The organism is Shinella sp. AETb1-6, from assembly GCF_009826875.1.
GTDB classification, from domain to species: domain Bacteria; phylum Pseudomonadota; class Alphaproteobacteria; order Rhizobiales; family Rhizobiaceae; genus Shinella; species Shinella sumterensis.
This window is the reverse complement of the sequence record NZ_WUMM01000004.1, coordinates 288,719-303,088: the sequence shown is the minus strand read 5'-3', so window position 1 is coordinate 303,088 and position 14,370 is coordinate 288,719. Positions and strand designations below refer to the sequence as shown.

The window sequence follows — 14,370 nt, the reverse complement described above, 5'->3', positions numbered from 1 at the left end:
GGTCGGCCTCACAGGAACCTGTAGGCAAGCTTCTTGCCGGTAAGCCGCGCAAGCTGCTGGAGGCGCGCATCAAGCCGTTCGCCGGCGAGTTCCGCATGTTCCGGCGGCACGATCAGCTCGAGATCGACATCGGGCGTGCTCGACTTGCGGAAGGCGAGATGCGGCACAACGCCGGGCATGGAGGCCGAGAACGGATAGACGACGCGCAAGAGGCCGCCCACCAGCTTGGCGAGTTCGCGCAGGCGCGGCGTGGCGATGGAGGCGAGCGAACTGCTGACCGTATCGTCGTTCAGGCCCTCGAAGCGGTAGTAGTTCGTCAGCGCGATGAAGGCGCGGCCGGGATGGGTGATGCCGATGAACGTGCCGTGCGCGATGAGGTTGAGCGCCTGAAGCCCGCGATAATCGGGATGGGCGCGCCAGCTGATATCGGCGAGCAGGCAGGCCGCCTCGCGATAGCGCCGCTCCTCCTCAGTCTCCGTCACGCCGAACAGCGGCATCGCGCGGCCGGTCCATTCGGCAAGCTCGCGGGCATGTTCGGGCGAGCGGGCGCGCAGGATGGCGAGTTCGCCGGCGGCGGCCAGCAGCGGATCGCGCGCCTTCTCGCGTTCGGGCAGCAGCGAATAGAGATAACCCTCGCGCACGCCCTGGGCGGAGAAGAGGACCCGCGACGGCTTCATGATCGCGATCGTCTCCTGAAGCGCGACGGCGCCGAAGGGCAGCAGGTTGCGACGGCTCTTGGAGATCGCCGCATAGGCCGGATCCTTCTGGTCCTTGGCCGTGACGATATCGGTCAGGAAATCCATGGCGTCGGAAAAGCTCAGCTCGTAGCCCTGGATCATGTGGAGCGGATAGTTCTGCACTTCCATGTGCAGGGCACCGATGGCGCGCCAGGTGCCGCCCACGGCATAGAAGGTGCGGCCGGCTCCGTTCTTCAGGAGGTTGGCGGTGCGCAGGAACTTGCGCGCGACGATGCGCGCCTGCGCGGGCGAGCCACCGGAGGCCTCCGACAGCCGGATGCCGCCCAGCGGCAGCGTGATGCCCTTGCCGATCGCGCCGCCCGCGACATCGATCAGCTCCAGCGAGCCGCCGCCGAGGTCGCCGACGATGCCGTCAGGATCATGGAAGCCGCTGATGACGCCGAGCGCGGAGAAATAGGCCTCCTCCTCGCCGGTCAGCACGCGCACCTTCCGGCCGAGGATCATTTCGGCCTGGTGGATGAAATCGGGGCCGTTCTCGGCCTCGCGCGCCGCCGCCGTCGCCAGCGCGAACATGGTGGTGGCGCGGGCCTGGACGGAAAGGGCCTTGAAACGATGAAGGGCCGCCAGCGCGCGGTCGACGCTCGCCTGGTCCATGCGGCCGGTCCGCGCCAGCCCCTTGCCGAGGCCGCACATGACCTTCTCGTTGAAGAGCGTGGCCGGCGACCGGCTCATGCCCTCGTAGATGACAAGACGAATCGAGTTGGAACCGATATCCACGACCGAGACCGGGGCAATTCCAGGCAACCGCCCCTGCGCTTCAGATTCGACCATGCATATCCAGTTTTACTTCTTGCGGCGGCCTTGCCAGCCCGCGATCGCCTTCGGTGCCGAGGACTTCAGGGCCTCGCCCCGGCCGGACAGGCTGGGGTTGGTCATGAAGTAGTGCTGAGCATTGAACGGCTCGGCACCGGGCTGCACTTCCATGCGCCGGGACGTTCCGTCGGGAAGAATCTCGTAGCTCTGCTGGTTGTCGATGAGATTGCCCAGCATGATCTGCGAGAGTACCTGCTCATGCACCGTCCGGTTGATCAGAGGCACGAGTGTCTCGACCCGCCGGTCCAGGTTGCGCGGCATCATATCCGCGGAGCCTATATAGACCAGCGCCTTGTCGGAGGGAAGCCCGTGGCCGTTGCCGAAGCAGAAGATGCGGGAATGCTCCAGGAAGCGACCGACGATGGATTTGACGTGGATATTGTCCGAGAGGCCCGGCACCTGCGGGCGCAGGCAGCAGATGCCGCGCACCACCAGATCCACTTCCACGCCCGCCTGGCTGGCGCGGTAAAGCGCATCGATGATTTCGGGGTCCACAAGAGAATTCATCTTCATCCAGATCGCCGCCGGCGCGCCGTTCTTCGCATGCGCGATCTCCTCGTCGATGTGACGCAGGATGCGCGGGCGCAGCGTATAGGGCGAGAAGGCGAGCTTCATGCCGGCCTCGGGTTCGCCATAGCCGGTGATGAAGTTGAAGATGTTCGCCATATCGTTGGCGATGGTCGGGTTGCAGCTGAAGAAGGACAGGTCCGTGTAGATCTTCGCCGTGACCGGGTGGTAGTTGCCCGTGCCGAGGTGGCAATAGGTGCGCAGCCTGCCCTCCTCGCGCCGCACCACCATCGACATCTTGGCGTGGGTCTTCAATTCGATGAAGCCGAAGACGACCTGCACGCCGGCGCGTTCCAGGTCGCGCGCCCAGCGGATGTTGGCCTCCTCGTCGAAGCGCGCCTTGAGCTCGACCAGCGCCGTCACCGACTTGCCGGCCTCGGCGGCATCGATCAGCGCGCGCACGATGGGGCTGTCGTTGGAGGTGCGGTAGAGCGTCTGCTTTATCGCCAGAACGTCAGGATCGCGCGCAGCCTGGAGAAGGAACTGGACCACCACGTCGAAGCTTTCGTAGGGGTGGTGGACGACCATGTCCTTTTCGCGGATGGCGGCGAAGCAGTCTCCGGCGTGCTCTCGGACGCGTTCGGGAAATCGCGCATTGTAGGGCTCGAACCTCAGGTCGTTGCGCGGAGCCTTGGTGATCTCCGACAGCGTGTTGAGGGCAAGCAGGCCCGGCAGGACGGCGACGCGGTTGTCCGGCACGTTGAGTTCGCCGACGACGAAGCGGCGCAGCGATTCCGGCATCTCGGAATCGGTCTCGATGCGGATCACCGATCCGCGGCGGCGGCGCTTGAGCGCGGTCTCGAAGAAGCGCACGAGATCTTCCGCCTCTTCCTCCACCTCGATATCGCTGTCTCTGATGATGCGGAAGGTGCCCGAGCCGCGCACGATGTAACCGGGGAAGAGCCGGCCGATGAACAGCCCGACCACATCCTCCAGCGTGATGTAGCGGATGGCGCCCTCGGCATCCGGCAGGCGGATGAAGCGGTCGAGCGCGACCGGCAGGCGCAGCAGCGCCGTCATCGGCTCCTTGCCCATCGTGCTTTCCAGCTGGAGGCCGATGGAGAAGCCGAGGTTGGGAATGAACGGGAACGGGTGCGCCGGATCGATCGACAGCGGGGTCAGGACCGGGAAGATCGACTGGTTGAACTCCTGCTGGAGCCAGACCTTGTCGTCGCTCGTCAGCGCCACCGGGCGCACGATCAGGATGTCTTCCTTGGCAAGATACTGCTGGAGCACGGCAAGCGAGGCCTGCTGCTCCATCTGGAGATTGTCGATCTCCTTCAGGATGTCGTCAAGCTGTTCGGCCGAGGTCTTGCCGTCGGGGCTGCGGATGGCGATGCCCTGCCGCACCTGGCCTTCGAGGCCCGCGACGCGCACCATGAAGAACTCGTCGAGATTGGCCGCGGAGATCGACAGGAAGCGCACGCGCTCGAGCAGCGGATGGGCTGTATTGAGGGTTTCTTCAAGGACGCGGCGGTTGAACTGGAGCCAGGAGAATTCCCGGTTGATGAAGCGCTCCGGGCTCGCCATCAGCGCTTCGACATCGACGCTCGCGCCGTCCGGCTGCGCATCCGCGACGGGATTTTCGGGGGAAAGGTCCGGGTTCGCCGTGTCCATGAGAAGTCCGTCCTGTCTGCCGCCATCCATGACGGAAACGATTTCTGCTTTAACGCGAAGCGCTTAGCGCAGTTTGACGACAGAACTGTGACAGTCAATCGGCGACGATGGAAAAGGTTGCCGACGGACCCCGAAAGCGGCGTTTCTTCGTTAGGGCGTCTCCCTGACAACCGGGCGCTTTGCCTATGGAATCGTGCGGGTCCGTCATACTCCCTTCTCCCCGTCGGGGAGAAGGTCGCGGCAGCGGGATGAGGGGGCGTTACGTCGAGCAGTCCCCCTCATCCGGCCCTTCGGGCCACCTTCTCCCCGTGGGGGAGAAGGAGAGGCGGCCGACAGATCGGAGGGGGTGGCAGCGACCGGCCACGCTATTCGTCGAGATCACCGGGGCCGACCATCTCGCCCAGCACCTCCTGCGCCAGCTGGCGGGTGATGCGGCTGCCGCGGGCGAGGGCAAGCCGGTCCAGCCGGTCCACCAGCGTCTGCGCCGCCTCCAGCGAGCGCTCCATGCGCGCCACGATATAGGCGACCAGCCTGTCATCGACGAAGAGCTGGCGGTCGGCGAAGAGCTTGACGATGACCTGCGACAAAAGCTCGTCGTCGGGCTCGCCGATCTCCACCACGGTCGCCGCCTTGAGGCGCGAGCGCAGGTCCGGCAGCTCGACGACCCAGGACATCGGCCAGAGCCGCGATGTCATGAGCAGGGTGTGGCCGTGCTGGCGCACATTGTTGATGATGTGGAACAGGGTGCGGTCGTCGAAGCCGGCGCGGTCGGCATCCTCGATGAGCACGGGCCCCTGTTCGGCAGCCTCTTCGGCGCCGGTTCCCGGCACCGCCTCGATGAGGCGTGCGCCGCTCCGCTCGCGCCAGATCGCGGCAAGATGGGATTTTCCCGAGCCGACGGGACCGGCGATGACGACGACGGGCGCGGGCCAGTGCGGCCAGGCATCGATCATGGCGACGGCCGCGTCGACGGGGCCGGCGACCAGGAGGTCGTCCCGTCCCGTGGCGGGATCGTGCCCGAAGGCCAGCGGCAACTGTTCGGCGGTCTTGCGCGAGGTCATGCGTCTACCCGGGTACTCTGTCTCACTCACCGCGCGGCAGGCTTTCCTGCGGCAGGCTCTCCTCCAGGAGAATGGGCTTCTTGCTGCCGTAGTACAGGTCGCTGTCAAGGTAGCGGTTGAGGCCGAAGCGGACAAGCACGCCCACGGCGGCGGCCGCCGGCACGGCGATCATCAGCCCGACGAAGCCGAACAGTGCGCCGAAGGCGACCAGCGCGAACATCAGCCAGACCGGGTGCAGCCCGACCCGCGAGCCCACGAGCTTCGGCTGGAGGATATTGCCCTCGATGAACTGGCCGGAGAAGAAGATGCCGGCGATGAGCGCGATCATCCAGTAATCGGGCCAGAACTGCACGACGGCCACGCCGATGGCCAGAACCAGCCCGACCAGTGAGCCGACATAGGGAATGAAGCTGATGATGCCGGCGAAAAGGCCGATCAGCAGGCCGAAATTCAGGCCGGCGAAGGACAGGCCGACGCCGTAGTAAAGGCCGAGGATGATGCAGATGGAGCCCTGCCCGCGCACGAAGCCGGCAATCGCCGCATCCATTTCCGACGCGATCTGGCGGACATCGGCGACATGGTCGCGCGGCACGCAGCTGTCCACCTTCTCGATCATGCGGTCCCAGTCGAGCAGCATGTAGAAGGCGACGACGGGCGTGATGACCAGCAGCGAGACGATGTTGACCAGCGCCATGCCGGAATTCCACAGCTGCTTGAAGACCGTGCCGAGGAAACCCGCGCCTTCCGCCAGAATGGAGGAGAAGCTCTGCTTGATCGTGTCCATCTGGCTGCTGATCCAGCTCGGCAGCAGATCGGGGTTGAAGCTTGCGACCAGCTGCTGGAGCTGCGTGACATAGGCCGGCAGCTTTTCCAGGAAATCGGCGGCCTGGGTCGCCAGAAGCGGGATGATGATCATCAGCGACAGCGCGAAGAGCACGACGAAGGCGACGAGGATCAGGACCGTCGCCATCATGCGGCTGAGGCCGAGCCGCTCCAGCCGGTCCGCCACCGGATCGAGGAAATAGGCCAGCGCCATGCCCGCGATGAAGGGCAGCAGGATATCGCTGAAAATCAGGAGGAAGATCACGAAGACGATGAGCGCCAGGATCCAGAAGACCACCTGCCGCTTCAGTCCCGCGCCGCTGATATGGGCTGCCATCGCGCCTCTTCCCGTGTTTGCCGTTATACCAGCAGATAGGATGCGGGCCGGAGAAACGTCAAGGCTCGGCGGCTATAAGTGGAACCGGTGCTGTGTTTTCCTCGATTTCCCCATTGTTCGCGCGATGCCGGCTTCGTGCGCCCGTGGCCCTTCCCGGAGTTTCGCGTAGTTCGGTACCAACTGCCACCAGATCAGCCCGCATTGGCAGTTTTGCGCCATGTGCAGCCATCCGAGTTTTCGCTCCGGCAATGAGGTAGGTGCTCACTCTTGACGACACCATCTTGAAAAGTGAAATGGCGCTTTATGTCGTCCACGAGGAACTGGTGGAGAAGAAGTGGATGGTGCAATATCGGGAACGGCTAGACGCCATTGTTACAAAATTCATGTCAGCCGATGTGAAGAGTTCTGGAAAGGGTCCTAAGAATGCTACGAGCTATAGAGGACGTCTTCCAGAAAGCGTTTTGCAGCTATGGGAACGTATTGGCCTCGGCGTCTTCCTAAGCGGCTACTTCCAACTTTGTGATCCCGATGATTACCGACCAATTCTTGAGCAGGCGCTTGGCCACGACCATGAATTGGATGCAAGAAGAACTTTCGTGATCGGCTTCAGTGCTTTCGGCGAAATCATCGCCTGGAATGAAGATTTTCGTGACGTGCGTATCGATCTCGTGGACGGTGAAGTGTCCTGCCGCTGGTTGGTTAGCCCTAAGCAAGGCATCGATCCGAACATGACGGTCCTTACGCGGTTGCTGTTGGTTGATGATGTTTCCTTCGATCCCCTGGATGCCGAGGGAAGACCGCTCTTCGAAGCTGTGCGTGCGCGGCTTGGACGACTGGAGGCTGACCAAATCTACGGCTTCAGACCTATCCTGGCTTTCGGCGGAACCCGAGATGCAGGTAATATCGCAATCTATAACTCCTTGCCACACATGAGCATGCTTGCTCAGGCACAGGACCTGAAGCTAATCGACATGAATCCATTTCCCCCCAAAGAGATACGCAAGATTGGGAGTCCAGCAGTAGGGGTTCTCGAGTAGCTGGCCTCCCTCGTCGTGCTGAGGCCCACCCGTTGACATCCCGCAACGTCCGCTTTGGGCCGACTGCGGTCATTGGTGGCAACTGCTCCCGAACTCCGGAGTTTCGTCCTAAGGGCACAGGATGCGCATCCACAAGGAAAGCCATGCCGCATCCCCCTTCTCCCCCGCGGGGAGAAGGTTCCGGCAGGGGGATGAGGGGGTGGCGCAAGCGTCACCTGTCGTGCAGGCCCCCTCATCCGACCCTTCGGGCCACCTTCTCCCCGCCGGGGAGAAGGGAAACGGCGACGTCGCATTATACATGCTATAGCGGATTGCCTTGCGGGGAGACGCCGGGCCCGTCGGACGCTGGTCGCCGCCATGCTCGGTGCGGCATGCAGATCGGTGAAAAAATCCCTGATTTCCCGGCATTCGACTTGCACTTGCCGCGCCATCATGCCAATCGGGCGCGAACAGCCTGAACCGGAGACGAGAGCATGAGCCAGTCGGAGAAGAACGGTCTGACCTATAGCGATGCAGGCGTCGATATCGATGCCGGCAACCTGATGGTCGAGAAGATCAAACCGGCCGTGCGCTCGACGCGCCGCCCGGGCGCGGATGGCGAGATCGGCGGCTTCGGCGGCCTGTTCGATCTCAAGGCCGCCGGCTTCACGGATCCGGTCCTGGTGGCGGCCAATGACGGCGTGGGCACCAAGCTGAAGATCGCCATCGACGCCGACCGCCACGACACCGTCGGCATCGACCTCGTCGCCATGTGCGTCAACGATCTCGTGGTGCAGGGCGCCGAGCCGCTGTTCTTCCTCGACTACTTCGCCACCGGCAAGCTCGACCCGGACCAGGGTGCTGCCATCGTGCAGGGCATCGCCGAGGGCTGCCGCCAGGCCGGCTGCGCGCTGATCGGCGGCGAGACCGCCGAGATGCCGGGCATGTATTCGCACGGCGACTACGACCTCGCGGGCTTTGCCGTCGGTGCGGCCGAGCGCGGCCAGCTGCTGCCGGCCGGCGACATCGCCGAAGGCGACGTCATCCTCGGCCTCGCCTCCTCCGGCGTGCATTCCAACGGCTATTCGCTGGTGCGCAAGATCGTTTCGCTCTCCGGCCTCGCCTGGGACGCGGCCGCCCCGTTCGAGGCCGGCAAGACGCTCGGCGAGGCGCTGCTGACGCCGACGAAGATCTATGTGAAGCCGCTTCTCAAGGCGATCCGCGAAACCGGTTCCATCAAGGCGCTGGCCCACATCACCGGCGGCGGCTTCCCGGAAAACATTCCGCGCGTGCTGCCCAAGCACCTTGCCGCCGAAATCGACCTCGACGCCGTCGAGGCGCCGGCCGTGTTCTCCTGGCTTGCCCGCACCGGCGGCGTGGAAGCCCATGAAATGCTGCGCACCTTCAACTGCGGCGTCGGCATGATCGCCGTCGTGCCGGCCGACAAGGCCGATGCCGTTGCCACCGTGCTTTCCGCCGAAGGCGAGACCGTCTTCCGGCTCGGCCGCATGGTCAGCCGTGAAGAGGGTGCCGCCGGCACGATCTACAAGGGCACGCTCGCCCTATGACGACCCCTGCCCGCAAGCGCGTCGTCGCCTTCATTTCAGGCGGCGGCTCCAACATGCTGGCGCTGGCGAAGGCGGCGGAAGCGGCGGATTTCCCGGCCGAGATCGTCGCCGTCTTCTCCGACAAGGCGGATGCCGGCGGGCTTGCCAAGGCCGAAGCACTCGGCATTGCGACGCGCACCTTCCTGCGAAAGGACTTTGCCGACAAGGAGGCCCACGAGGCGGCGATCCTTGCGGCGCTGGAAGCGCTTTCGCCCGATCTCATCTGCCTTGCCGGCTATATGCGGCTGCTCTCCGGCGCCTTCATCAACCGCTATGAAGGCCGCATCCTCAATATCCACCCGTCCCTGCTGCCGCTCTTTCCGGGGCTCCACACGCACCAGCGCGCCATCGACGCGGGCATGCGCCTTGCCGGCTGCACGGTGCATTTCGTGACCGAGGGCATGGACGAGGGTCCGGTGATCGTTCAGGCCGCCGTGCCGGTGCTGCCGGCCGATACCGCCGATACGCTGGCCGCCCGCGTGCTGACGGTCGAGCACAAGAGCTATCCGCTCGCGCTGCGGCTCGTGGCGGACGGCAAGGTGCGCATGGAGGGCGGCAAGACCGTGACATCCGGCGACCTGCCGCAGAGCGACGGCGCGCATCTGATTTCGCCGGCGGTTTAGAATCCTCTTTCGGCCCGGACCTTCACTTCAACCTACAGCGTCATCCTCGGGTTTAACCCGAGGATCAATCTGCGCCCGGAGCGTGGATGGTCGGGTCAAGCCCGACCATGACGGAGGAGAGGTTGGCGGAAGATTGTGCCCGCCATCAGATCACGAGGATCGGCGCCTTGCCCTTCACGCGGTCGTAGAGGTCCATCACATCCTGGTTGAGCATGCGCACGCAACCGGACGACACGGCCTTGCCGATCGATTTCCATTCCGGCGAGCCGTGCAGGCGGTAGAGCGTGTCCTGGCCGTTCTGGAAGATATAAAGAGCGCGCGCGCCGAGCGGGTTGTTGAGGCCGCCGGCCATGCCGCCATTGGCGCCGGAATATTTCACCAGTTCCGGCTGGCGCTTGACCATTTCGTCGGGCGGCGTCCACTTCGGCCAGGCCTGCTTCCACTGGATGACGCCGCGGCCCGACCAGGCGAAGCCCTGCCGGCCGATGCCCACGCCGTAGCGCATGGCGCGGCCGTTGGCGAGGATCAGGTAGAGGAAGCGGTTGCCGGTATCGACGATGATCGTGCCCGGCCGCTCGGCGAAGGGGCTTTCCACTTCCTGGCGATAGAAGCGCGGATCGATCTGCTGGTAGGGCACGGCCGGCACCTGGAAGCCGCCGTCATAGACCGGGCCGTAGATCGCGGCATAACGCGAGGAATCGGGCAGCAGGCCGGAGGGCGGCGTCTGGCCGTAGATGCTGATCGGTCCGCGGTTGTCGAGATATTCCGGCCGGCCCTCGAGCGCGGGATTGCGGAAATAAGGCCGGGTCTGCTCGCGGAACTCGTCGGTGTTCATCGACGAGGTGCAGCCGGCAAGGCCGCTGGCCATGGCAAGGCCGGAAAACTGGAGAAAGCGGCGGCGGGAAAGCGCGGTATCGGTCATGGAAGGGTCGGTATCCGTTTGACGGAGGCGGGAGAAGCGAGGCTGAATCACTAACGAATGCAGGGCGAATTAGGTCCACAACCCTGCCATAAATGTGGCAAATGCGGCTGGTGTCAGGCTTGCGCGCCACAATTGCGGTCCGGTGTCACCAATGCGTCACTCTACCAAAGTGGCCCTTTACGCTGTATCCCGGATGAATAGAAATGCCGCAACACGGGAGATGGCGACGGCATGGATGCGAGCATCTTGAGGACGGCGGGCTTTGCGCCCGTCGACGCGGCGGGCTGGAGGGCATTGGCGGAAAAGGCGCTCAAGGGCGCGGATTTCGACGCGGCGCTGCTGTCGCAAACTGACGATGGCATCGCCATCCAGCCGATCTATCCGCGCCGCGAGGGCGCGCTGCCGCTCGCCCACAGCCATGCCGCCACGCCGCATGCCGGCGGCGCCTGGGCGGTCAACCAGCGCCGCGACGACGCCGACACATCCCGCGCCCGCGCGCAGATGGCCGACGACCTGGAGAATGGCGCAACGGGCATCGCCCTCGTCTTCAAGGGCAGCGCCGCCGCCCATGGCGCGGGGATGGCCGCGAGCGGCGAAACCGCCTTCGCCCAAACGGCGGCCGCTCGCGCCGCCACGCCGTTTTCGCTGCGCCTCGAAGCCGATTTCCGAGACAAGGCGTTGTCCGCGACGCTCGCCCGCGCGCTGGACAAGGCGGATGCCCGCAGCGCGCCCGTGCATTTCGGGCTCGATCCCCACAGTGCGGCCCTTTCCGGCACCTCCAGTGAAGCAGGAGAATCCGCTGCCCGCGCCAAGGACTTGATCGGCTTTAATTTTTCCGGAACGGTGCTGAATGCCGACGGCCGCCTTGCGCACAATGCCGGCGCGGGTGAAGCGCTGGAACTCGCCATCGTCGCGGCCGCGCTGGCGGAAAACCTGCGCCGGCTCGATGCCGTCGGCCTCGCGCCGGAAACGACGTTTGCCGCCACCGCGCTCTGTCTTGCGGCCGACCAGGACCAGTTCCTCACGACAGCGAAATTCCGCGCCGCGCGGCTCCTCCATGCGCGCATGCAGGCGGCCTGCGGCATTTCGGAACCGAAGCCGGCGCATATCCATGCCGAGACGAGCTGGCGCATGCTGACGCGGCTCGATCCCGAAACCAACATCCTGCGCAACACCATCGCGGTGTTTTCCGCCGGCACCGGCGGCGCCGACGAGATCACCGTGCTGCCGCACACGCTGGCGCTCGGCGTGCCCGATCCCTTCGCGCGCCGCATCGCGCGCAACACGCAGGTCGTGCTCATCACCGAAAGCCACCTCGCCCATGTCGCCGACCCCGCCGCGGGCGCGGGTGGCATCGAGGCGCTGACGGATGCGCTGGCGGAAAGAGCGTGGGAGGTGTTTGCGGATATCGAAAAGGCCGGCGGGCTTTCGGCTGCGATCGCCTCGGGCAGGATCAAGGCGATGGTGGAGGCAGCGCGTGCGGCGCGACGCGTGCGGCCCATTGTCGGGACCACGCTGTTTGCGCTGAAGGCGGAGCGTCCGGTGACCGTGCTCGGGCCTCTGTCGGACGTCGCCACGCCGGGGCTTCGGCCCGTGTTGCTGGCGGACTGCGTGGAGGCGGCGTGATGCGGATGACCTACCCCCCTCTGCGCTGCCGGGCATCGGCCACTTCCACAGCGCGCGTCTATGGGAATCGCAACGTACCTTCCTCCACCTTCTCCCCCCCGGGGAGAAGGTGGCCCGAAGGGTCGGATGCGGGGGTGTCCGCGACGGGTGGCGTCTGTGCCGCCCCCTCATCCGCCTGCCGGCACCTTCTTCCCGTGGGGGAGAAGGGGGAAGCGGCAACGTTACGCCAACTTGTTGGCGGCGAGATACGCAGGGTGGCCTCACGCCGCGGCAGACGCGGAGCCGCCGCATGAGCCGGATCCCGGACTTCTCATCCATCGCCTGGTCGAAACCCGCCACCCCCGCCGCCCCCGCCGGCGAGGCCGCATGGCAGACGCCGGAGGGCATTTCGGTGGCCGGCGCGTATGGCGAGGCGGATCTCGCCGGCCTTTCCTATCTCGATACCTGGCCGGGTGCCGCACCCTATCTGCGCGGTCCCTACCCCACCATGTATGTCCAGCAGCCCTGGACGATCCGGCAATATGCCGGTTTTTCCACGGCGGAGGAATCCAACGCCTTCTACCGCCGCAACCTCGCGGCCGGCCAGAAGGGGCTTTCCGTCGCCTTCGACCTTGCGACCCATCGCGGCTATGACAGCGACCACCCGCGCGTGGCCGGCGATGTCGGCATGGCGGGCGTGGCGATCGATTCCATTCTCGACATGCGCCAGCTCTTCGACGGTATCCCGCTCGATCAGATGAGCGTGTCGATGACCATGAACGGCGCGGTGCTGCCGATCATGGCGCTGTTCATCGTCGCGGCCGAGGAACAGGGCGTTTCCGAGGACAAGCTGTCCGGGACCATCCAGAACGATATCCTCAAGGAGTTCATGGTCCGCAACACCTATATCTACCCGCCGCAGCCCTCGATGCGGATCATCTCCGACATCTTCAGCTATACCAGCCGGCGCATGCCGAAGTTCAACTCGATCTCGATTTCCGGCTACCACATGCAGGAAGCGGGCGCGACGGCGGACCTGGAGCTCGCCTATACCATCGCCGACGGCATCGAATATGCCCGCGCGGGCGTCGCCGCCGGGCTCGACATCGACACCTTCGCGCCACGGCTTTCCTTCTTCTGGGCGATCGGCATGAACTTCTTCATGGAAGTCGCCAAGATGCGCGCCGCGCGCCTGATCTGGGCCGCGCTGATGGAGAAGAATTTTGCGCCCAGGGATGCAAGGTCGCTGGCGCTTCGCACCCATTGCCAGACCTCCGGCTGGTCGCTGACCGCGCAGGACCCGATGAACAACGTCATGCGCACCATGGTCGAGGCGATGGCGGCCACGCAGGGGCATACGCAATCGCTGCACACCAATTCCTTCGACGAGGCGCTGGCGCTGCCCACCGATCATTCCGCCCGCATCGCCCGCAACACGCAGATCCTGCTGCAGAAGGAGAGCGGCACGACGCGGATCATCGATCCCTGGGGCGGCTCGGCCTATGTCGAGCGTCTCACGCACGATCTTGCCGCGCGCGCGCTCTCCCATATCGAGGAAGTCGAGGCGCTTGGCGGCATGGCGAAGGCCATCGAGAAGGGCATTCCCAAGCTCAGGATCGAAGAGGCGGCAGCGCGCACGCAGGCGCGCATCGATTCAGGCCAGCAGACCGTCGTCGGCGTCAACTTCTCGCGGCCGGAGCGCGATATCGAGGTCGATGTGCTCAAGGTCGACAATTCGGAGGTGCGGGCGCGCCAGCTCGCCAAGCTCCAGCAGCTCAAGGGCACGCGCGACACCGCGGCCGCCGAAAGCGCGCTCGATGCGTTGACCGACGTTGCGAAAAGCGGCGACGGCAACCTCCTGGAGTTCGCCGTGAAGGCTGCGCGCGCCCGGGCGACGGTGGGCGAGATCGCGCTCGCGCTGGAAAAGGCCTTCGGCCGCCATGTCGCGGAAATCCGCACGATTTCGGGCGTCTACCGCAAGGAGATGGGCGCGGACGACCGGGCCTTCAACACGGCAATCGGCAAGGTCGCGGCCTTCGAAAAGGCAAAGCGCGAAAAGCCCGCCATCCTTGTCGCCAAGATGGGACAGGACGGGCACGACCGCGGCCAGAAGGTGATCGCCACGGCCTTTGCCGATCTCGGCTTCAATGTCATCGTCGGCGCCATGTTCCAGACGCCGGAGGAAGTGGCGGAACTGGCCATCCGCGAGGGCGCGCATATCGTGGGCGCCTCGTCGCTTGCCGCCGGGCACCTGACGCTGGTGCCGGAACTCAAGGCGGCGCTGACCAAGCGCGGCGCGCGCGACATGCTGATCGCGGTGGGCGGCGTCATCCCGCCGCAGGATTTCGCCGCGCTGGAACAGGCCGGCGCCGACGCCATCTTCCCACCCGGAACCGTGATCGCGGATGCGGCCTCGGCGCTGATCGACCGGCTGATGGAGTGAACATAGCCCACTCGGCCGACGGCAATCTCGACGCAGACGGTCGGCATGCCCGATACCTCGCCACTTTCCCCTTCTCCCCCAACGGGGAGAAGGTGCCGGCAGGCGGATGAGGGGGTGCGCAGACGGCAAACGAAGCACAAGCCCCCCTCATCCGACCCTTCGGGCCACCTTCTCCCCGT

The 14,370-nt window shown here is 65.3% G+C and carries 9 protein-coding genes and 1 pseudogene; 5 read left to right on the top strand and 5 right to left on the bottom strand.

What is annotated here, in order from left to right; genetic code table 11:
* Nucleotides 1–8 precede the first annotated feature (8 nt).
* From ppx to GR158_RS09180, 4 genes and pseudogenes are all read right to left on the bottom strand, one after another.
* Nucleotides 9–1,529: an exopolyphosphatase gene (gene ppx / locus GR158_RS09195; protein WP_134647716.1), complete on the bottom strand. Its 1,521-nt coding sequence runs from the start codon at nt 1,527–1,529 to the stop codon at nt 9–11.
* A gap of 12 nt (nt 1,530–1,541) precedes the next feature.
* Nucleotides 1,542–3,671, bottom strand: a pseudogene (locus GR158_RS09190) (RNA degradosome polyphosphate kinase); the annotation flags it as partial.
* A 449-nt stretch (nt 3,672–4,120) separates the two neighbouring features.
* On the bottom strand, nt 4,121–4,816 hold the full coding sequence (hdaA, locus tag GR158_RS09185) for a DnaA regulatory inactivator HdaA (RefSeq protein WP_160870841.1): 696 nt from the start codon (nt 4,814–4,816) through the stop codon (nt 4,121–4,123).
* Between the two features lie 22 nt (nt 4,817–4,838).
* Nucleotides 4,839–5,975, bottom strand: a complete 1,137-nt coding sequence (locus GR158_RS09180) for an AI-2E family transporter (protein ID WP_160870840.1) — start codon at nt 5,973–5,975, stop codon at nt 4,839–4,841.
* Nucleotides 5,976–6,268: 293 nt separating this feature from the next.
* Between GR158_RS09180 and GR158_RS09175 the strand changes: the two genes are divergently transcribed.
* The 3 genes from GR158_RS09175 (at nt 6,269) to purN (ending at nt 9,221) form a co-directional block, all read left to right on the top strand.
* The gene (locus GR158_RS09175) at nt 6,269–7,012 is read left to right on the top strand and encodes a GAD-like domain-containing protein (RefSeq protein WP_246665592.1); all 744 of its coding nucleotides are present in this window, start codon (nt 6,269–6,271) and stop codon (nt 7,010–7,012) included.
* Between the two features lie 473 nt (nt 7,013–7,485).
* Nucleotides 7,486–8,559: a phosphoribosylformylglycinamidine cyclo-ligase gene (purM, locus tag GR158_RS09170; RefSeq protein ID WP_160870839.1), complete on the top strand. Its 1,074-nt coding sequence runs from the start codon at nt 7,486–7,488 to the stop codon at nt 8,557–8,559.
* Complete coding sequence (gene purN, locus GR158_RS09165) at nt 8,556–9,221, top strand: phosphoribosylglycinamide formyltransferase (RefSeq protein WP_160870838.1); 666 nt, start codon at nt 8,556–8,558, stop codon at nt 9,219–9,221. Before purM ends, purN begins: the two co-directional genes overlap by 4 nt.
* A gap of 145 nt (nt 9,222–9,366) precedes the next feature.
* Here the strand turns inward: purN and GR158_RS09160 are convergent, their stop codons facing one another.
* Nucleotides 9,367–10,143: a L,D-transpeptidase gene (locus tag GR158_RS09160; RefSeq protein ID WP_202402211.1), complete on the bottom strand. Its 777-nt coding sequence runs from the start codon at nt 10,141–10,143 to the stop codon at nt 9,367–9,369.
* Nucleotides 10,144–10,374: 231 nt separating this feature from the next.
* Between GR158_RS09160 and GR158_RS09155 the strand changes: the two genes are divergently transcribed.
* Entirely contained in the window at nt 10,375–11,769 is a 1,395-nt protein-coding gene (locus GR158_RS09155) for a methylmalonyl-CoA mutase family protein (RefSeq protein ID WP_160870837.1), read from the top strand.
* A gap of 289 nt (nt 11,770–12,058) precedes the next feature.
* Nucleotides 12,059–14,191: a methylmalonyl-CoA mutase gene (gene scpA / locus GR158_RS09150; RefSeq protein WP_160870836.1), complete on the top strand. Its 2,133-nt coding sequence runs from the start codon at nt 12,059–12,061 to the stop codon at nt 14,189–14,191.
* The last annotated feature ends 179 nt before the right edge of the window (nt 14,192–14,370 follow it).